20 protein-coding genes are annotated in these 19,046 nt (G+C 67.0%); 8 read left to right on the forward strand and 12 right to left on the reverse strand.

The annotated features are described in order from the left end of the window. A partial coding sequence (locus CFE50_RS14900; protein WP_286734637.1) for a DDE-type integrase/transposase/recombinase occupies positions 1–407 on the forward strand: 407 nt, incomplete at its 5' end. Positions 408–541: 134 nt separating this feature from the next. On the opposite strand, the gene CFE50_RS14905 is transcribed toward CFE50_RS14900, so the two are convergent. Then, positions 542–2,935 (reverse strand): DEAD/DEAH box helicase, encoded by a 2,394-nt coding sequence (locus CFE50_RS14905; protein ID WP_286734638.1) that lies wholly within the window; start codon positions 2,933–2,935, stop codon positions 542–544. 180 nt (positions 2,936–3,115) lie between these two features. Between CFE50_RS14905 and CFE50_RS14910 the strand changes: the two genes are divergently transcribed. From CFE50_RS14910 to CFE50_RS14920, 3 genes are all read left to right on the forward strand, one after another. After that, a complete protein-coding gene (locus tag CFE50_RS14910; RefSeq protein WP_286734641.1) occupies positions 3,116–4,477 on the forward strand; it encodes a cation:proton antiporter in 1,362 nt (453 codons plus the stop codon). Between the two features lie 222 nt (positions 4,478–4,699). Beyond that, entirely contained in the window at positions 4,700–5,326 is a 627-nt protein-coding gene (gene trhA, locus CFE50_RS14915; RefSeq protein ID WP_144959702.1) for a PAQR family membrane homeostasis protein TrhA, read from the forward strand. A 142-nt stretch (positions 5,327–5,468) separates the two neighbouring features. Continuing rightward, a complete protein-coding gene (locus tag CFE50_RS14920) occupies positions 5,469–5,867 on the forward strand; it encodes a septal ring lytic transglycosylase RlpA family protein (RefSeq protein ID WP_241808788.1) in 399 nt (132 codons plus the stop codon). A gap of 6 nt (positions 5,868–5,873) precedes the next feature. On the opposite strand, the gene CFE50_RS14925 is transcribed toward CFE50_RS14920, so the two are convergent. After that, a complete protein-coding gene (locus tag CFE50_RS14925) occupies positions 5,874–6,890 on the reverse strand; it encodes a GGDEF domain-containing protein (RefSeq protein WP_286734644.1) in 1,017 nt (338 codons plus the stop codon). Positions 6,891–7,113: 223 nt separating this feature from the next. Continuing rightward, positions 7,114–8,130, reverse strand: coding sequence for a GGDEF domain-containing protein (locus CFE50_RS14930; RefSeq protein WP_241808786.1), 1,017 nt, complete (start codon positions 8,128–8,130; stop codon positions 7,114–7,116). A gap of 242 nt (positions 8,131–8,372) precedes the next feature. Here CFE50_RS14930 and CFE50_RS14935 point away from each other — a divergent pair, with 242 nt between their 5' ends. After that, positions 8,373–9,005: a DJ-1/PfpI family protein gene (locus CFE50_RS14935; RefSeq protein WP_286734645.1), complete on the forward strand. Its 633-nt coding sequence runs from the start codon at positions 8,373–8,375 to the stop codon at positions 9,003–9,005. Next, positions 8,999–9,622, forward strand: a complete 624-nt coding sequence (locus CFE50_RS14940) for a glutathione S-transferase family protein (RefSeq protein ID WP_241808784.1) — start codon at positions 8,999–9,001, stop codon at positions 9,620–9,622. The genes CFE50_RS14935 and CFE50_RS14940 overlap by 7 nt, the downstream gene beginning before the upstream one ends. A gap of 39 nt (positions 9,623–9,661) precedes the next feature. On the opposite strand, the gene CFE50_RS14945 is transcribed toward CFE50_RS14940, so the two are convergent. The 8 genes from CFE50_RS14945 to CFE50_RS14980 form a co-directional block, all read right to left on the reverse strand. After that, a complete protein-coding gene (locus CFE50_RS14945) occupies positions 9,662–10,009 on the reverse strand; it encodes a cupin domain-containing protein (RefSeq protein WP_241808783.1) in 348 nt (115 codons plus the stop codon). Between the two features lie 102 nt (positions 10,010–10,111). Further along, complete coding sequence (locus tag CFE50_RS14950; protein ID WP_115946498.1) at positions 10,112–11,140, reverse strand: ABC transporter substrate-binding protein; 1,029 nt, start codon at positions 11,138–11,140, stop codon at positions 10,112–10,114. Beyond that, on the reverse strand, positions 11,131–12,267 hold the full coding sequence (locus CFE50_RS14955) for an NAD(P)/FAD-dependent oxidoreductase (protein ID WP_286734648.1): 1,137 nt from the start codon (positions 12,265–12,267) through the stop codon (positions 11,131–11,133). Before CFE50_RS14955 ends, CFE50_RS14950 begins: the two co-directional genes overlap by 10 nt. Beyond that, positions 12,264–13,625: an FAD/NAD(P)-dependent oxidoreductase gene (locus tag CFE50_RS14960; RefSeq protein ID WP_286734650.1), complete on the reverse strand. Its 1,362-nt coding sequence runs from the start codon at positions 13,623–13,625 to the stop codon at positions 12,264–12,266. The genes CFE50_RS14955 and CFE50_RS14960 overlap by 4 nt, the downstream gene beginning before the upstream one ends. Next, positions 13,622–13,912: a (2Fe-2S)-binding protein gene (locus CFE50_RS14965; protein ID WP_007160508.1), complete on the reverse strand. Its 291-nt coding sequence runs from the start codon at positions 13,910–13,912 to the stop codon at positions 13,622–13,624. The genes CFE50_RS14960 and CFE50_RS14965 overlap by 4 nt, the downstream gene beginning before the upstream one ends. Before the next feature lie 17 nt (positions 13,913–13,929). Beyond that, positions 13,930–14,724 carry an ABC transporter permease gene (locus CFE50_RS14970; protein ID WP_027598975.1) on the reverse strand — a complete coding sequence of 265 codons (795 nt, stop codon included), beginning with the start codon at positions 14,722–14,724 and terminating at the stop codon, positions 13,930–13,932. A 4-nt stretch (positions 14,725–14,728) separates the two neighbouring features. After that, on the reverse strand, positions 14,729–15,595 hold the full coding sequence (locus CFE50_RS14975) for an ABC transporter permease (protein ID WP_027598974.1): 867 nt from the start codon (positions 15,593–15,595) through the stop codon (positions 14,729–14,731). Then, positions 15,592–16,611, reverse strand: coding sequence for an ABC transporter ATP-binding protein (locus tag CFE50_RS14980; RefSeq protein WP_286734652.1), 1,020 nt, complete (start codon positions 16,609–16,611; stop codon positions 15,592–15,594). Before CFE50_RS14980 ends, CFE50_RS14975 begins: the two co-directional genes overlap by 4 nt. Positions 16,612–16,849: 238 nt before the next feature. Between CFE50_RS14980 and CFE50_RS14985 the strand changes: the two genes are divergently transcribed. Then, positions 16,850–17,680, forward strand: coding sequence for an IclR family transcriptional regulator (locus CFE50_RS14985; protein WP_042138046.1), 831 nt, complete (start codon positions 16,850–16,852; stop codon positions 17,678–17,680). Positions 17,681–17,685: 5 nt separating this feature from the next. On the opposite strand, the gene CFE50_RS14990 is transcribed toward CFE50_RS14985, so the two are convergent. Next, positions 17,686–18,153 carry an RNA methyltransferase gene (locus CFE50_RS14990; RefSeq protein ID WP_007160503.1) on the reverse strand — a complete coding sequence of 156 codons (468 nt, stop codon included), beginning with the start codon at positions 18,151–18,153 and terminating at the stop codon, positions 17,686–17,688. A gap of 97 nt (positions 18,154–18,250) precedes the next feature. Here CFE50_RS14990 and CFE50_RS14995 point away from each other — a divergent pair, with 97 nt between their 5' ends. Then, positions 18,251–18,994: a class I SAM-dependent DNA methyltransferase gene (locus CFE50_RS14995; RefSeq protein ID WP_286734655.1), complete on the forward strand. Its 744-nt coding sequence runs from the start codon at positions 18,251–18,253 to the stop codon at positions 18,992–18,994. Positions 18,995–19,046 lie beyond the last annotated feature (52 nt).

The following is a 19,046-nucleotide window of genomic DNA, read 5'->3' on the forward strand; positions in this document are numbered from 1 at the left end:
TCGTGGGCTGGGCGTTTTCCGCCACGCCTGATGCTGATTTGGTCATCCAGGCCTTGGACAGGGCTTACGAGCAGCGCGGTCGGCCTCGAGAGGTGCTCGTTCACAGCGACCAGGGGAGCCAATATGGCAGTCGACGCTTTCGCCAGCGGCTTTGGCGCTACCGCTTCAACCAGAGCATGAGTAGACGAGGTAACTGCCTGGACAACTCACCCATGGAGCGGCTGTTCCGCAGCCTCAAGACGGAATGGATACCAACCCAGGGTTACCTGAGTGCTACGCAGGCACAACAGGACATCGGTCGGTTCCTGATGCAACGCTACAACTGGCAACGGCCGCATCAGTTCAATGGCGGGCTACCGCCCGCCATTGCCGAGGAACGACTTAAACCAGTGTCCGGGATTAGTTGACCACTACAAGAGGGGGCTATCCGACCAGGCGCTCATCTCCCCGGCAAGATCGGGATCATTCCGTAGGCGCGGCCACATCGGCGGACCGTCGTGGCCACAATCCGTAGCGTGACCCTTGGTGACTCCCGATCCGCCTAACGCCCGAAGCGCCCACCGCGCCGTTCGCCGCGACCCTGACGCCGGCCCCCCTTGCCCTGACCCTTTTCCTGGCCACGTGGTCGCCGCCGCCGCGACAACTCCCGGGTGATGGCGTCGTTGAGCAGGTCGCGATGGTCCTGGCCGCGTTCCAGCGCCGGAAACAGCTCGGGCAGGCTGCGCGACAGGTGCAGATAGGTCTCCACCACGTGCAGGGCGCTTTCCAGTCCGGCGAGATCGGTGCCCATGGGGATGCGCGGCAGGTCCACCGGTTCGCCGCGGGCGACGATCCGTAGCCAGCGCTGGGCCTGACCGCTGGCTGGGCCTTCCAGGCCGCCACGGATCGGCGTGCAGGCGAAGATCCAGCGCAGCTGGAAGTCGATACCGGGTAGGTCGATCAGCTTGATCCACTCCGCCAGTTCGTCGGGCAGCACCGAGACGAAGGCGTCGCCGTAGTTGATGTTGCGATTGAAGGTCAGCCAGGTCCGCAGCAGGCTGGGTTCCTCCATGAACTCGGACAGCGCGCGCAGGTGTTCCAGGCTCGGCCGCACCTGGAATTGGTGCAGGTCCACCGGGTCGTCCGGGCTATGGAACAGCCGCTTGATGTTGCGCAGCACATGGGGTTCGAGCGCGGTGATCTCGCCTTCGGCATGGTGACCGAAACGCCCGGCGCGCCCGCCGATCTGCTTGACCTCCTGCACCCGCAACGGCCGGTTCTCCACCCCGTCGAATTTCTCGTCGGTGTAGAAGCACAGGGTATGGGCCGGCAGGTTGAGGCCCATGCCCACCGCATCGGTGGCGACCATGATCTCGGTCTCGCCTTCGCGGAAGCGTCGCGCCTGTTCCCGCCGCACCTCCGGCGAGAGGGCGCCATAGACCACCGACACCCGGCGTCCGGCCATCTCCAGCAGGCCCTTGAGTTCCAGCACCACCCGGCGGCTGAAGGCCACCAGCAGCGAACCCGGTTCCAGGCGTTCCAGGGTGGTGGCGTGGCGCGCCACCGTGACCGGTGACAGGCGCTTGGTGGGCTTGACCTCCAGGCGGTCCTCGCACAACGCGCAGAGGGTGCGCAGCGAGGGTTCGATCAGCGCCGGACCGGTCATCAGCAGGCGCTTGGTGTGGGCGCTGACCAGGGCATCGACCCAGGCCCAGCCGCGCTGCGGATCGGCCAGCATCTGCACCTCGTCGACCACCACCACCTCCCACTGCTGGCGGCGGAAGCGGGCGAATTCCTCCACGGTGCAGCAGAAATGGGTGGCGCCCGGGCGGATGATCTCTTCCTCGCCGGTGACCAGCGAGCAGGGCACGCCGAGGGACTCCAGGCGCTCCTGATTTTCCAGGGCCATCAAGCGCAGCGGCGAGAGGTAGATGGCATGGGTCACCGCCGCCATGGCCTCGATGGACCTGTGGGTCTTGCCGCTGTTGGTGGGGCCGAGCAGGGCGGTCCAGGTGCGGGTCAGGCGGCGGGCTGGATAATTCTGGTGGTACTGGCCGAAGCGCGGATTGTTTTCCAGCAGAACGGCGAAGGCCATCTTCTCGCGCTGCTGGGTCACGGCGTGGCGCAGCGCGCGGCGCAGCTTGTCGGCTTCCAGGCGCATCAGCTCCTGCAGACGCGGCGTGCCCAGCTGGTGCAGATCGAAGTCCAGGGCATCGGCTTCGCCCACCAGCACGGCGAAACGTTCGCGCAGGTCCGCCTCGGCTTCGGCCCTGAGCGCGGCGACATCGGCGTCACTCAGCAGCCGGCCCTGGTTGGCCGCCAGTCGCCGGGGGATCTCCAGGCGAATGTCCTCGTGGGTCAGGACCACGTTGAATCTCAGCTCGTGGCGCGTCTCGTTGAGCACCTCCACCGCCCGCGGCAGGAAGTCGTCCAGGCGGATCAGCGCCTGGGGCACCCGCTCCAGCACCCGCTGCCGATCCTCGTCGGCCATCTCGGCGAAGGGCGCCGCCAGGAGGCCGAGGCGCTCGCGCACGGCATCGGCCAGGCGCTCGCTGACCGCGGCGGCAAAGGCCTCGGCCGATGCGCTGTCGCCCAGATTCAGCGCCCAGTGGGGTTCGAGCAATTCGCTCGCCGCGCCGCCGGTGAAGAGCTTTTCGCTGCCGAAGACGTCCACCGGATAACCAAAGGTCTTGCCGGCACCGAGCAGCGCCTGGCCCAGCAGGCTGTCGGGATCGGGCGCGCTGCCGGCGGCTACCGCGGCGGCTTCGTCGAGACCCAGCCAGAAGGCCTTGGCGATCCGCCCCAGGTGCGGCAGGGGATAGCCCGAATAGGGCTTGAACCAGAGTTCCTGGTGCTGCTGCCTGGCGACGAAGTCGGGATGGATGCGGCCGGCCCAGTCGAGGAAGCGCTGCAGGCGTTCGAGGCGGCGTTGCTTGCGGAGGCGGTGATCGCTCATGCGGATGGAGGCTTTCCTTGGGGACTATAGGGCATGGGACCCCGGCCGTGGCCACGGGGTCACCGGCAGGCGCGCCATTCGGCAGACAGGGGGCACCGCGGCAGGGTTGGCGCAGTCTCCATCAGAAGGGTGGCGCCGGCTACCCGTTCTTCCTCCGCTCTTCTGGATCACGCTACCCACATGACATTTCTCGTCTGGGTCGGGGTATTGGGTTCGCTGTTGATGATCCTTGCCCTGACCTCCGCCTATCTGCGCTGGCTGCCGGTCACCACCTCGGTGGTCTGCCTGGCCTTCGGCATGCTCATCAGCCCCATCGGCCTGGGGCTCGCCGAGGTCAATTTCCAGCAATCGGCGACCTGGATCGGCCACCTCACCGAGGTGGCGGTGCTCTTTTCGCTGTTTGTCAGCGGCCTCAAGCTGCGGCTGTCCTTTCACCGCTCTTCCTGGCACGGCGCCTACCTGCTGGCCGGACCGGTGATGATCCTCAGCATCGCCGGGGTCTGCCTGGTCGCTCACTACCTGCTCGGTCTGCCCTGGGGCGTGGCCCTGCTGATCGGCGCCATCCTCGCGCCCACCGATCCGGTGCTGGCCGGGCTGGTGCAGGTCAACCACGCCCAGGATTTCGACCGGGTGCGTTTCGGTCTCTCCGGCGAGGCGGGCCTCAACGACGGTACCGCCTTTCCCTTCGTGCTGCTCGGCCTGCTGCTCCTGCAGCACGGCGAACTCCAGTGGGGCTGGACCCTGGAGTGGTTTTTCAAGAACGTGGTCTGGGGCGTGCCGGCGGGCCTGCTGCTGGGCTATGCCATGGGCAAGGGGGTCGGGCGGCTGATGATCTTCCTGCGCACCCGGCATGGCGACAGCACCATTTCGCCCAACGATTTCCTCGCCCTGGCGCTGATCGCCCTGTCCTATGTGCTGGCCGACGAGATCGGCGCCTTCGGCTTTCTCGCGGTGTTCGCTGCCGGCCTGGGTCTGCGCCAGGCCGAGGTGCTGACCTCGGGTCATGCGGAAACGCCCTCCGAGCAACTGGCGCAGCCGGTGATCGGGCATCTCACCGGAGCCCCGGAGCGCGCCACCGTGGCCAGCGCCGAGGACATCGAGGAACCGCGCATGGCGGCCGGGGTGATGATGGGCGACATGCTCGCCTTCGGCAGTCTGGTGGAGCGCTCCTTCGAGGTGCTGCTGGTGACCCTGCTCGGCGTGGTGCTCATTACCCACTGGGATAGCCGCGCGCTGTTGCTGGGCGCCTTGCTGTTCGTGGTGATCCGCCCGCTGGGCGTGGCCAGCATGCTGCCCTTCACCCGCATCGATCGCCACCAGGGTGCGCTGATCGGCTGGTTCGGCATCCGCGGCATCGGTAGCCTGTATTATCTGTGCTACGCGCTCACGCATCACGTCACGGCCGACTGGGCCGGGACCATCGTCGACCTGACCCTGTCGGTGGTGGCCTTGAGCATCGCGGTCCACGGGATTTCCATCCAGCCGCTGCTCGACCGCTACGAGCGCCTCACTGCCCGTCGCGAGGGCTCGGCGAGACCCTGAGACCCTGTTCAAAGGCTGCTACGCGTCGGCCAAACTGCGTTGAAAATGCCCTGGAAGGCCAGCCCCGCCTGGGCGGCCCCGTCGCAATGCTCATTTACCACTCGTAAACTCGTTCGCGAGCCCGGTCCGCTTTCTCAGGCTTTTTCGCCTTGTTTGGCTCTAGCTCTCGAGCCTTTGAACAGGCTCTAAGCCTGCCCTTGCGCCTTGAATGATGGAGGACGCATGTATCACGGCGAACGTCTCAATGCCTGGACCCATCTGGTCGGTGCCCTGCTGGCCCTGGCCGGCGCCATCACCCTGGTGGTGCTGGCCAGCCTCCAGGGCGATCCCTGGCGCATCGTCAGCGTGGCCATCTACGGGGTCGCGTTGGTGATCCTCTACAGTGTCTCGACCCTCTACCACAGCGTGAAGGGGCGGGCGAAACGCCTGCTGCAAAAGCTCGATCACCTGTCGATCTACCTGCTCATCGCCGGCAGCTACACGCCGTTCTGCCTGGTGACCCTGCGCGGTCCCTGGGGCTGGACGCTGTTCGGCATCGTCTGGGGCCTGGCGCTGATCGGCATGGCGCAGGAGCTCAAACCGCGTTCGGAGGCGCGCATCCTGTCGCTGGTGATCTACGCCACCATGGGCTGGATCGTGCTGGTGGCGGTGGGGCCGCTGCTGGACCGCCTGGGCGGCGAGGGCTTTGCCTGGCTGGTGGCCGGCGGGGTGCTCTATACCGTCGGCATCCTGTTCTTCGTCTTCGACGATCGCTTTCGCCACTGGCATGGCATCTGGCACGGCTTCGTCATGGCCGGCAGCGCCCTGCATTTCGTCGCCATCCTCAGGTACGTGCTGCCGGCGTCCTAGGGCGGTCTTGAGGGGCTCGTCACAGATAGGCTGGCCGCTGGCCATCCCTGGCGAACCTCCCGGGGGCGCCCGGGTTCAGAGCTAGCTGAACCGACTCCCGAGCGTTGCTTTCCCGAAACCAAGAAAAAGAGGAAGGTGAAACGTGTTCATCCGTCCCAGATCCCTCGTGTTGCTCCTGGTACTTGCCTGCACCGCCTGCCAGGAAAAGGACGCCAAGACCGTCGCGGCACCGGTCAAGAAGGAAGCCAGCTTCGAACAGCGCGGCAAGGCCTCCTTCTACGCGCGCAAGTTCCACGGCAGGGAAACCGCCAGTGGCGAAACCTTCAACAACAACGAACTGGTCGCCGCGCACAAGACCCTGCCGCTCGGCACCCGGGTCAAGGTGACCAACCTGGAAAACGATCGCGCCGTGGTGGTGCGCATCAACGATCGCGGGCCCTATATCCGCGGCCGCATCATCGATCTCTCCCGCGCCGCTGCCCGGCGGGTGGACATGGTCGACGACGGCACCACCGCGGTAAAGGTGGAAAAGCTGGAGTAGCGGTCCTCAGCGGATCCAGACCACCTGGTCCTTGCCCTGGCGCTTGGCCTGGTAGAGGGCTTCGTCCGAGCGGCGCATCAGCTCGGCGATGGGTTCGCCTGGTCGCATCCGCGCCACTCCCGCGCTGAAGGTCACGGCCTGTTGCTGGTGGCGTGTCAGCCGGCTACGCAGCTCTTCCAGCAGCTTGACCAAGCGCTGTGGCTCCACGCCGCGGGCGAGGATGCCGAACTCTTCCCCGCCGAGGCGCCCAACACTGAGCGCCGGATCGAGGTGATCTATTTCGGTGGCCAGCATGATCAGAACGTCATCACCGACCTGGTGCCCCCAGAGGTCGTTGATCGCCTTGAAATCGTCGATGTCGAGCATCGCGAAATGACAGGGTAAGTCGCGGCTCACGTTCAGTACCTCTTCGAGCTGCGACAGGAGCTTGCGTCGGTTGGCGATTCCCGTGAGGGCGTCGGTTTCCGCCATCAGGCGGTAACGTTCCTTGAGGCTATAGGTTCTGCGCATCCAGTGGCTGTTGACGTAGTTGTAGGCGATACCTATGCCCAGCGTCGCGCCGACCAGGATGGCGACCAGCTGCCCCGGCATGGTATCCGGCGCCAGTCGGTCGAGGCCGATGAACAGGATCAGCCAGGACCCGGCCAAGGTGATGAGATAGTCGCTGATGCGATAGGTCATGCCACAGGTGCTCAGGGTGATGAGCAGGGCGACCGGCAGATTCCAGTAGTGGCCGAGCGGGCCGCAATCGTCGATCTGGACGCGAAAGGCGAAGGCGATCACCCAGATGTTGCCCGTGAAAGCCAGGCTCATCATGCGCGTCGTACGCGCCCTGATCAGCAAGGCGCTGGCGGACACCATCAGTGCGAGCACCGCGAGGTAACGCCACTGGTAGGGATCAGTGATGAAGGGATTGACCAGCAGGCTGAGCGGCCAGATTGTCAGCAATAACGGCTGGAGCACCAGCAAGGGAATTCGAAAGACCCTTTTGACGTGGAGTTCGTAGCGGATTTCGTCGTTCATGGACGTCTCTGAGCCGCCTAACGCGATTGTTTGAGGTTGTGTCAGAAAAAAGCGTTTCGGCCAGCAATCGCGATACTTTAGTGGCTATTAGCCATGGCTATCAGTCATTGCTCCTTATGGCCAAAAGGTCGTATTAGAGCCTCTTCGCGGCTAGATGACTCGGTATCTTGCTGGCAGCGCCCCTTGGCGCAACAGAGGACACCCCCGCGCTGAGGACAGGGCACTAATGACTCCAGACCACCTGATTCTTGCCCCGGCGCTTGGCCCTGTAGAGACATTCATCCGTGCGGCGCAGCACCTCGTTGAGTGACACCTCCGGGGTGAGACGTATCACGCCGGCGCTGAAGGTGATGCCCAAGGGAGCGGCGCCAGCCAGGCGCGCGCGCAAGTCAGCCAGCAAGCTGTCCACGTCGACATCGTCCAATCCTTGGATCAGCAGGCCAAATTCCTCGCCGCCCAGCCGGCCGCCTTGCAGCGCGGGGTGGAGTTGGCTGATGTCGCGGGCGGTAGCCACCAGGACTTCATCACCGATCTGATGGCCGTGGCGGTCGTTGATCCCCTTGAAGTTATCGATGTCGAGCATGACGAAATGGGTCGGTGCCCCAGGCGTGTCAGCCAGAGCCTCCTCCAGTTGCTGCAGGATCTTGCGGCGGTTGGCGATCCCGGTCAGCTCGTCGGTTTCGGCGAGGATGCGGTAGCGCTCCTTGAGCTGGAAGGTTCGCCGCATCCACTTACTGTTGACGTGGTTGTAGGCGATACCGATGGCCAGTGCCGCGCCGATCAGTAGCCAGACCAGTGCTATGGGCATGGCGGCGGGTGCCAACTGCGTCTGACCGACGAAGAGGATGAGCGCCGCGCCGGTCAGGGTGATCAGGTAATGGGACAGTCGATAGGTCATGCCGCAGGTGCCCAGAATGACGACAAGGACGATAGGCAGGTTCCAGTAATGGCCCAGAGCGCCGCCATCATGGATCTCGAGGCGAAAGGCGAGGGCGAGCGCCCAGATGTTGCCGGTAAAGGTCAGACTCATCATGCGCGAACTGCGGGCGACGCTGAGCAAGGCGCTGATCGCCAGCAACAGCAGCATCATGGCGTAGTAGCGCACTTGGTAAGGGCTGCTGAGCAGGGGATTGATCAGCAGGCTAAGGGGCCACGCCGCCAGCATCAAGGGCTGCAGCACGAGCAGGGGGGTGCGCAGGATGCGCCTGACATGCTGCTCGTAACGAATGTCGTCGTACATAACGTCTCTAGCGGGGAACGGGTCTATGAGCGGATGCTGGTTCGATGAAGGCTCGGCCGACGGCGCGTCACTTTAATGGCTAAGGGCCATCGCTCATAGCGATCAGTCGTGCTATTGCGCGTTTTAGAGCCTTTGGCGACGCCTATTCCGCTGTATGGATGGCTTCGTTGGGCACTGTATCTGTTCGGTACGCGCCAGTAGGGCGAAGAATCCCGCTTCAGCCCGCCCACTTGGTAGCCCCCATGCACCTCGCCATCCTCACCTTCGACGGCTTCAACGAACTGGATTCCCTGATCGCCCTGGGCCTGCTCAATCGCATCAGGCGACCGGACTGGCGGGTCTCGCTGATGGCGCCGACCCCCTTCGTGACGTCCATGAACGGCGTCCGCCTGGAGCGCCAGGCCGGCTTCGACGAACTGGCGGATTGCACCGCCGTGCTGGTGGGCAGTGGCAGCCGTACCCGGGAACTGGCGCGAGACGCGGCCCTGCTGGAACAGCTGACAGTGCTCGATCCCGGGCGCCAGCTGATCGGCGCCCAGTGCTCCGGCACCCTGCTGCTGGCACGTCTCGGCCTGCTCGACGGCGTACCCGGCTGCACCGATCTCACCACCAAGCCCTGGGTGCAGGAAGCCGGCATCGAGGTGCTGAATCAGCCCTTCTTCGCTCGCGGCAACCTGGCCACCGCCGGCGGCTGCCTGGCCTCCAGCTACCTGGCGGCCTGGGCCATCGCCCGGCTGCTGGGCCGCGACGCGGCGGCCGAGGTGCTGCATTACGTGGCACCGGTGGGCGAGAAGGAGGACTATGTACAGCGCGCGCTCGGCACTATCGAGCCTTATCTCAGCCATCCATCCCCGGAGGTCGCCTCGGCATGCTGAAGATTCTTGGTCGCGTCTCTTCGATCAACGTGCGCAAGGCGCTCTGGTGCCTCGACGAACTGGGCCTGGGCTACGAGCGCGAGGACTGGGGCGCCGGCTTTCGCTCGGCGCAGTCCGCCGAGTATTTGCAGTGGAATCCCAATGGCCAGATCCCGGTCCTGCTGGACGGCGACTTCGTGCTCTGGGAGTCCAACAGCATCCTGCGCTACCTGGCCAACGCCCATGGCGGCGAGGCGCTGTATCCCACCGCACCGCGCGCCCGGGCGCGGGTCGATCAGTGGCTCGACTGGCAGGCCTGCGAACTCAATCCGGCCTGGAGCTACGCCTATCTGGCGCTGGTGAAGCAGCAGCCACCGGAACCCGATCCGCAACGCCTGGCGCAAGGCATCGCCGCCTGGAACGGCCGCATCGCCATTCTGGAAGCCCACCTGGCGCAGCACGGCCCCTATGTGGCCGGCGAGTCCTTCAGCCTGGCCGACATCGCCCTGGGCCTGTCGCTGCACCGCTGGCGCAGCACCCCGATGGAGCGCATCGCCGCGCCGGCCATCGCCGCCTATCTCGACCGCCTGGCCACCCGCCCGGCCTGGGCCTGCTATGCGAGCGATGCCACGCCCTGAGCAGCCCGCCGGCAAGAGCCGGCAGGCGTTGCCTTCAGATCAGGCGAACACGAAATACTTGCGCACCGTCTCGACCACTTCCCAAGTGCCCTTCATGCCGGGTTCGACGACGAAGATGTCGCCGGCCTTCAGGTGAATGGGCGCCTGACCATCGGGGGTGATGATGCAGTAGCCCTCCTGGAAGTGGCAGTACTCCCACTTCACGTAGTCGACGCGCCACTTGCCGGGGGTGCAGATCCAGGTGCCCATGATCTTGCTGCCGTCATCGGAGGTGTAGGCATTGAGATTGACGGTATGGGGCTCGCCTTCGATGCGCTCCCATTTGCAGGCATCGACCACGGGCAGGGGTTGGGTGTCGCGCAGAACGGTGATGGGCGGGTTGGCCATGGCGGCTCTCCTGGTGATGGAAGCCGCCAAGGGTGAAGGGTCGCCCCGAAGCCGAGTTGTCCAGGGTCGACCTCTACCGGTGCGTTTGCGCTGTTCGAGCGACTAGCGCTCCACCTGCCGATTCCAGCGGGCGTTCCACTGCGGCCGCACCTTGTTCACTTCGTCCCAGTCGATGGTCACGGCGGTCTTCAGGTAGTTCTGCATGGCCTCCACCTGGCCGCGGGTCTTGTCGGTGGTGGGGGTGTTGGGGTTGGACGGGATCTGGTCGCCCAGTTCCAGCGCCGGCGCCTGGGCCTCGGGGGTCAGCAGGTATTCCGCCAGTTGCTGGGCCAGCTCGGGCTGGTCGTTGTTGGCGGTCACGCATTCGGCGACGTTGAGCACCACGGCGCCTTCCTTGGGCGGCGCGTATTCCACCGGGATGCCCTTGAGCTTGAGCGCGGTGACCTGGGTGGGCGTCAGCGGGAACAGCGCCGCCTCGTCGGTCTGCACCATCTCCGAGAGCTTGGCCGAGCTGGGGATGTACTCCAGCACATTGGGGCCGACGGTAGTGGGCCAGGCCTTGAAGCCCGGATCGACGTCCTGCTCGGTGCCGCCCTTGAGGCGGTTGAACATCAGGAAGCCGTGCAGGCCGAAGGTGGACGAGGACAGCGACTGGAACACCACCTTGCCCTTGTATTTGGGATCGGCGAGGTCCGCCCAGGAGGTTGGCGCCGCCCAGCCCTTGTCCTTGAACAACCGGCTGTTGTAGGCCAGACCCGTCACGCCCAGGCTGACGGCGGCCGCCTGGTCCTTGATCTTGGCCTTGTCGGGGATCTGCGCCAGGGCCGCGCTGGGCTTGAGCGGGCTGCACAGATTCATGCCGATGGCGCGGTACATGATGCCGTCGTCGAGAAACATCACATGGATCGGCGGCTTCTGCGGACTGGCCTGGACCTTGGCGAGAATGTCCGCCGAGGTGCCGGGCACGATCACCACCTTGACGTTGTGCGCCTTCTCGAAGGCGGGCAGCACGCTGTCGGCATAGAGGCGCTCCATGGTGCCGCCATTCATGCCGAGGTAGAGCGTCGGTTCGGCCACGGCGGCCAGGGGCAGGCCGGCGAGGGCCACGAGCAGGGCAGGGGTCAGGCGCATGATTGGGAACTCCTGGGCTGGTGAGGGAAACGGGCGATGGAAAAGGCCTGCAGGCTGTGCCGGGGGGCGCCCTGCAGGATGCACTCGGCCAGGGCTTCGCCAGCCGCCGGCCCGATCTGGAAGCCCGCGCCGGCAAAGCCGAAGCCGTGCAGCAGGCCGGGGGTGGTGAGACTGGGGCCGAGCACCGGCTGGTGATCCGGCAGATAGCCCTCGACGCCGCTCCAGGTGCGGATGGCCTGGGCGCCGCTGAGGGCCGGATAGAGTTCGGCGGCGTTTCTCAGGATGTCGAGGATGGCCAGCTGGCCGGGGCGCGCGCGATCGGCGTCGAGGGCGAAGCCGCGCCCGCCGCCCAGCACGCAATTGCCGCGCGCCACCTGGCGGGCATAGATGCCGCCGCCTTCCACGCCGGTGCTGGCGGTCATGAACAAGGGCAGCGGCTCGGTCACCAGCATGGCCGGATGGGCCGCGGTGAGGGGCACCGGCTCGCCGAAGCGGGCGGCCAGCTCCGCCGCCCAGGCACCCGCGCAATTGAGCAGCCAGGGCGCGCTCAGGATCAGGCCGCTGTCGGTGCGGAGCTGGAAGCGCTGGCCATCATGCTCGACCGCGGTCACGGCAGTCCGTTCGAGGATGCGGGCGCCGGCGCGGCCAGCCGCCTGGGCGAAGGCCGGGGAGACCAGGCGCGGATTGGCGTGGCCGTCCTCCGGGCAGAAGGAGGCGCCCACGGCGATGTCGCCGACCCAGGGAAAGCGCCGGCGCAATTCGCCCCGGTCGAGCAGTTGCAGATCGAGGTCGAAGCCCTGACTGGCCTGGGCATAGGCCTGCAGGGAGGCGAAGTCGGTGTCGCTGCGGGCCAGCTTCAAGTGGCCGGATCTGAGGTATTCGCCATCGGTACCCAGCAGGTCCCGCAGACCGCCCCAGAGCTGATGGGCGCGACTGGACAGCGGCAACTGCACCAGCGGGCGGCCCTGGCGGCGTACCCCGCCGTAGTTGACGCCACTGGCCTGGGCGCCGCAGAAGTTGCGTTCCAGCAGGGCGACACGCTGGCCGCCCTGGGCCAGGAACAGCGCCGCGCTGCTGCCGACGATGCCGCCGCCGATGATCAGGACATCCACGTCCAGCCGGTTCATGGCGCCAGCTCCACGCCAAAGGGCAACGGCTTGATCGGCGCCTGGGCGCGCAACCGGCCGATCTGGTCCAGCGGGCGGCCACTGGCGCAGGCGATCAACTCGGCCGCCGCGGCGCCGCAGATGCGCCCCTGACAGCGACCCATGCCGACCCGGCAGGTGGCCTTGACCCTGTTGATCTCCCAATGGCCCTGGGCCACGGCGGCGCGGATCTCGCCGGCGCTGACCTGTTCGCAGCGACAGACCATGAGTGCGTCCGGCGCCTTGGCCGCCCAGTCCGCGGGAAAGGGAAAGGCCTGCTCCAGGCCCTGGCGAAACACCTCGAAGCGCGCCAGGCGTGCTTGCAGGGTCTGGATGCGCGTCCCGTCCACCGCTACGCCGCGATCGTCCAGCAGACTCAGGGCCGCCAGTTCGCCCGCCAGTTCGGCGGCATCGGCGCCCTGGATACCGGCGCCGTCGCCGGCCAGGTAGACCCCGGTCTGACTGCTGCGCCCACCCGGATCCCGCACCGGCAACCAGGCACGATTGAGAGCGCTCCAGGCGAAGTCGCAGCCCAGCAAATCGGCCAGTTGGGTCTCGCTGCGCAGCGTTTGGCCGAAGCCCAGGGCGTCGCACTCCAGCCGCTGCGCCTCGCCATCGGCGGCGCGCCAGCGCACGGCAGCCACCCGGCGTTCGCCTTCGACGGCCAGGAGCTCGGCGCCCTGGTGCACGGGTACGCCGTGCAGCGCCAGCCAGCTGCGGTAATAAAGGCCCTTGGCGAAGGTGGCCGGTTGACCGAGCAGGGCCGGGCTGGCCGCGGCCTGGTCGCGGAAGGGCGCGTTGTCCAGCACCGCCAGCGGCTTGGCCCCGGCCTTGGCGTATTGATAGGCGACCAGATAGAGCAAGGGGCCGGTACCGGCCAGCACCGGGCGGCTGCCGATGGCGCAACCCTGGAACTTGAGCGCCACCTGGGCGGCGCCCAGGCTGTAGACGCCGGGCAGCGTCCAGCCCGGCACCGGCAGGATGCGGTCGGTGGCACCGGTGGCGACGATCACCTGGTCGAAGGCCAGGCGATCGACATAGCGGCCCTGGCTCAGGGTATCCAGGGCGCGCGCCTCGGCATTCCACACCAGGGTGTCGGGTCGATAGTCCAGCCTTGCCTGCACGGCTTCCAGCGCGCCGTGCAGCGCCTGGGCCTTGCCGGCTTCGAAGCCGTACAGCGCCTTGCTCGGCCGCCGGAAATTGCCCGGTTGCTGGCGATAGATCTGGCCGCCGCCGCGGGCGCTTTCGTCCAGCAGCACCGGCTCGAGGCCATGGGCGACCAGGGTCTGGGCCGCGCGAATGCCCGCCGGTCCGGCGCCCACCACCACGACGGCGCTCACAGCGGCCGCCCCGGATCGCGGCTGACCTGCTGGCCCGCTTCGAGAAAGGTGGCGCAGGCGCGCACCCGGCGGCCATCGGCCAGGCGCACCCAGCAATCCTGGCAGGCGCCCATCAGGCAGAAACCGGCGCGGGGTTCGCCGCCGAAGTCGCTGCCGCGCAGGTGATCGCTCTGGGTCAGGATGGCGGTGAGCAGGGTATCGCCCTGCAGGCCCTCGGCCGGCTGGCCGTCGAGGGTGAAGGCCAGGGTCGGACGGTCGCGTTCGGCCACCCGCTTGAGCAGTGCCATGGAGGGATCTCGGCTGTTCATTGTTTGCCCACCAGCACGCGATCCAGGCCATAGATGCGGTCGAGCAGGATCATGGTGGCCGCGGTGAGGGCGATCACCAGGGCCGACACCGCCGCCATCATCGGGTCGATGGATTCGGTGGCGTAGACGTACATCCGCACCGGCAGGGTCTGGGTCGCCGGGGAGGTGACGAAGATCGACAGGGTCACCTCGTCGAAACTGTTGATGAAGGCCAGCAGCCAGCCGCCGGCGACGCCTGGCAGGATCATCGGCAGGGTGATGCGGCAGAACAGCGTGGTGCGACTGGCGCCCAGGCTCTCGGCGGCCTGCTCGGCGCTGCGATCGATGCCGATGGCGGCGGCGATCACCAGGCGCAGCACATAGGGGGTGATCACCACCACGTGGGCCAGCACCAGCCAGCTGAAGCTGCCATTCACCCCCAACAGGGCGAACAGCCGCAGCATGGCCACGCCCAGCACCAGGTGCGGGATGATGATCGGCGAGAGGAACAGGCCGTTGAGAAAGCCCTGGCCGGGAAAGCGGTAGCGGGTGATGGCCAGCCCCGCCGGCACCGCGATCAGCGTCGCCAGGGTGGCCGACAGCGCCGCCAGCTGCAGGCTGTTGTAGAAGGCGGTGAGGAAGTCCGCCCGCTCGAACACGGCGGCGAACCAGCGCAGCGAGAAGCCGGCGGTGGGCAGGCTGAGGGTGTTCTCCGGGGTGAAGGCCACCAGGCAGACCACCACCAGCGGCGCCAGCATGAAGACCATCACCAGGGTATGGAAGGCGAGCCCGAGCGGGCCGTTGCGGGTCATGAGGTCAGACTCCCAGGGCACGTTTGTAGCGGCGTTCCACCAGGCGATTCCAGCCCAGCATCACCAGCAGGTTGAGCAGCAGCAGGGCCACCGCCAGGGTGGCGCCCATCGGCCAGTTGAGTTCGGCCAGGTACTGGTCGTAGATCAGGGTGGCGACCATCTTCAGCCGGCGTCCGCCGAGCAGGCCGGGGATGGCGAAAGAACTGGCGGCCAGGCCGAAGACGATCAGCGTTCCGGAGAGCACCCCCGGCATCACCTGGGGCAGCACGATGCGGCGCAGTACCGTCAGGTGACTGGCGCCCAGGGACAGCGCGGCCTGTTCGGCGGCGGGATCGAGTTTCTGCAGCGAGGTCCACACCGGGATGATCATGAAGGGCAGCATCACGTGGACCAGGCCGACGACTACCGCGAAGGGGGTGTAGAGCAGCTTCAGCGGGCGCCCGCCCAGGGCCACGATGGCCTGGTTGACCAGGCCATCGGCGCCCAGCAGCAGACTCCAGCCAAAGGCGCGTACCACCACCGAGATCAGCAGCGGCGTCAGCACCAGGATCAGGAAGATCGAGCGCCAGGGCGCGCCCATGCGACTGAGGACGATGGCCTCCGGTACCCCGATCAGCACGCAGAGCAGGGTGACCAGGGCGCTGATCCAGAAGGTGCGCAGGAAGATCTCGTAGAAATAGGGATCGCCCAGCAGGCTCAGGTAGTGGGCCAGGGTGTAGCTGCCTTCCTTGATCCCGGTCTCGTAGTCGAAGACGTTGAAGGACAGCGCCAGGGTCAACGCCAGGGGCGCCAGCAGCAGTCCGGCGAACAGCACCAGCGCCGGGGCGCTGAGCAGATAGGCGCGACCGGTGCCGCGCAGCAGGGTGCTCATGCGGCGGCCTCCGCGGCTTCCAGGCGGCGTAGCAGACCGTCGTCCCAGTGCAGCCCGACGCCCTGGCCCTCGTCCAGCGGCGGCAGCCCGTCGTTGCTGCGCAGCACCGACACCTCGCCCAGCGCCGTCTCCAGGCGGTACAGCCACTGGCTGCCGAGGAAGAAGCGGGTCAGCACCCGCCCTTGCAGGCGCCCCTCGCCGGCGGGGCGCAGCTCGATCTTTTCCGGCCGCAGCGAGATCGCCAGGGTGCCACCGGCGGCGATCTGCGGCCGGCCCTGGGCATCCAGGCTGCCCGGCAGCAGGTTGGCCTTGCCGACGAAATCGGAGATGAATCTGTTGCGCGGGTGCTCGTAGAGCCGATAGGGCGCGTCCACCTGGGTGATGCGCCCGGCCTCCATCACCACCACCCGGTCGCTGATGGACAGCGCCTCGGACTGGTCGTGGGTCACCATCAGGGTGGTGATGCCGACCTCGCGCTGGATGCGGCGGATCTCGAACTGCATCTCTTCGCGCAGATGGGCGTCCAGGTTGGACAGCGGCTCGTCCAGCAGCAGCACCGGCGGGGCTATCACCAGCGCCCGCGCCAGGGCCACCCGCTGGCGCTGGCCACCGGAGAGTTCACGGGGATAGCGCTCGGCGTGCTGGCCCAGGTGCACCAGGCCCAGGGCCTCCTCGACGCGGCGCGCCAGTTCGGCGCCCGCCACCTTGCGCATGCGCAGGCCGAAGGCGACGTTGTCGCGCACCGTCATGTGTGGAAACAGCGCATAGCTCTGGAAGACCACCCCAAGGCCGCGACTGGCCGGCTTGGCGTGGGTGATGTCCTGGCCATCGAGCAGGATGCGCCCGCTGCTGACGTCGACGAAGCCGGCGATCATCTGCAGGGTGGTGGTCTTGCCGCAGCCGGAGGGGCCGAGCAGGGAGACGAATTCGCCGCGCTCGATGGCCAGGGTCGAACCGGCCACCGCGTAGCTGTCGCCGTAGCGCTTGCTGAGATTGTCGAGAGTCAGGAAAGCCATGGCCGCAATGCTCCTCCGGTCGCGCCCACGGGGACGGTGGGCAAGGTTTTGGCAGGGCGAAAGACAGCCTGGATCTGGACGTTGGCGCTCGCTCGAATGGCGGCGTCCGGTGATTGTGAGTATCGCCCTATGGACCTGAAGGTAAGGGCGACCTAGGATGCAGGACAAGCGGGTTTTTCACTGAATGAACTCTTTTTTCGGATTTATTCATTCAGTGAAATATTTTGGAGTGCTGTAGATGGAAGATTCCATTGAAAGAAAGGCGGTTGGCGGTGAGGTAGGCGTCGGCGCCATCAGCCGGGTGTTCGCCGTGGTGCGCGCCCTGGGCGAGGGTGACCCCGAAGGGGAAAAGGTCACCCGCCTGGCCGAGCGCGTGGGCCTGTCGCAACCCACCACCCACCGGCTGCTGCGCGGCCTGGTGGAGGAGGGCATGGTCGAGCAGTGCGCCCGCAGCAAGAGATACCGCCTGAGCCTGGACTTCTTCGCCCTGGCGGCCCGCGCCGGCCAGGTCGGCAACCTGCGCGACCTGGCGCGGCCGAGTCTGCTGCGGCTGTCGGCGTCCCTGGGCGATTCGCTGTTCCTGCTGGCACGCAGCGGCTTCGACGCCATGTGCCTGGATCGCAGCGAAGGGCCCTATCCGATCCGCACCTTCACCGGCGACATCGGCGGTCGCGTGCCCCTGGGCGGCGGCCAGGGCGCCCTGGCGATCCTGGCCTTCCTGCCCGAGGAAGAGCGCGAAGAGGTGATCCGCTACAACCTGCCGCGGCTGCGCGACGCCCATCATTACGACGAGGTGCTGCTGCGCGCCGAGATCGACAATGTCCGCCAGCAAGGCTACGCCGCGCGCAACACCGGGGTACTGGCCGGCATGGCGGGCCTCGCCGTGCCCATCCTCGACCGCAACGGCCGGGCGGTGGCGGCCCTGAGCGTGGGTACCCTGAGCGAACGCCTCAACGCTCAGCGCCTGCCCACGGTGATCGAACTGCTCCGCCGCGAAGCCGGGGTGATCGCCGCGCGCATCAACCCCTTCGATCCGGTCTTGCGCCGGCCGACCCAGGGGTTTGGCTAAACGCGTTAGAAGAGCGGACCGGAGCGGGTGTTGTTGCCCTTCGCCAGGCGGTCATAGAGCACCACGTTGACCGTGGCCGCCAGATTCATGCAGCCCTGGGTAGGGATGTACACCACGTCTTCGCACCAGTCGCGCAGCTCCTGGCTCAGGGAGCCGTCCTCGGCGCCGAACAGGTAGAGGGCGCGATCGGGATGGGTGTACTCGGGCAGCGGCCGGGCGCCGTCCACCAGCTCCACCGCCACCGGCACGCAACCCAGCGGCAGGATGCGGCGCAGGTCGTCGATGTTGATCAGCGGGATGTCCTGATGGACCTTCTTGGTGTCGGTGACGAAGTCCTTGGCGCGGTCGTAGCGGGTGCCGGTATAGAACACCGAGGCCACCCCGTAGCAGCCCGCCGCCCTCATGATGGACCCGACGTTGGACGGCGACTTGGGGTTGCTCAGGCCGATGCAGGCGTATCTCTTGTTGCTCACGTCAGGGGACTCTCGGGAAAAGCGCCAGTATAAAGGCTCGACCAGCACGAAAACCGACTAAGATGCGCGCCCGCGTCTCCAGCCCCGAGCCCCTGCGATGTCCGTCACCGCCCTCTACACCGACCTGTCGGCCTACTACGACCTGCTTTGCGCCGACATCGACTACCAGGCCCAGAGCCAGGCGGTGCTGCGGCTGCAGCGGCTGTTCGGAAACGGCGGCAGCCGTCACCTGGACCTCGCCTGTGGCACCGGCCCCCATGTGCGGCACTTTCTCGATGCCGGCTTCCAGAGCAGCGGGCTGGACCTCAATCCGCCGATGCTGGCCCAGGCCGCGCTGCGCTGCCCCGAAGCCCAGTTCTCCTGCCAGGACATGTGCGCCTTCGAGCTGGAGCAGCCGGTCGATCTGATCACCAGCTTTCTCTACTCCCTGCATTACAGCGGCAGCCTCGCACGGCTCCAGGCGTGCCTGGCTCGGGTCCAGGCAGCCCTGACCCCGGGCGGCCTGTTCTGCTTCAATGCCGTCGACAAGCGCCGCATCGACAATGGCTCCAGCGTCGGCCACAGCGTCGTGCGGACCGACGGCCACTTCAGCTTCGCCTCCGCCTGGCACTACCCGGGCGAGGGCGAGCACCAGCAACTGCGCCTGCGCATCGAACGCCGCCACGCCGGCCAGCAGCAGACCTGGCAGGACGAACACCCCATGGTGGCGGTGGACTTCCCCGAATTGCTGGCCCTGCTGGCGCCGCACTTCGAGGTCCAGGTGCTGGAGCACGACTATCAGCGCATCGAACCCTGGGCCGGCGAGGCGGGCAATGCGCTGTTCGTCTGCGTCAGGCGCTAGGGTGCTGCCGTCGCGTGGAAAACGGCGCTAGCCTTACCTCGCTGCCTCAAGC

This window comes from Pseudomonas sp. PGPPP4 (genome assembly GCF_002256045.1).
GTDB classification, from domain to species: domain Bacteria; phylum Pseudomonadota; class Gammaproteobacteria; order Pseudomonadales; family Pseudomonadaceae; genus Chryseomonas; species Chryseomonas oryzihabitans.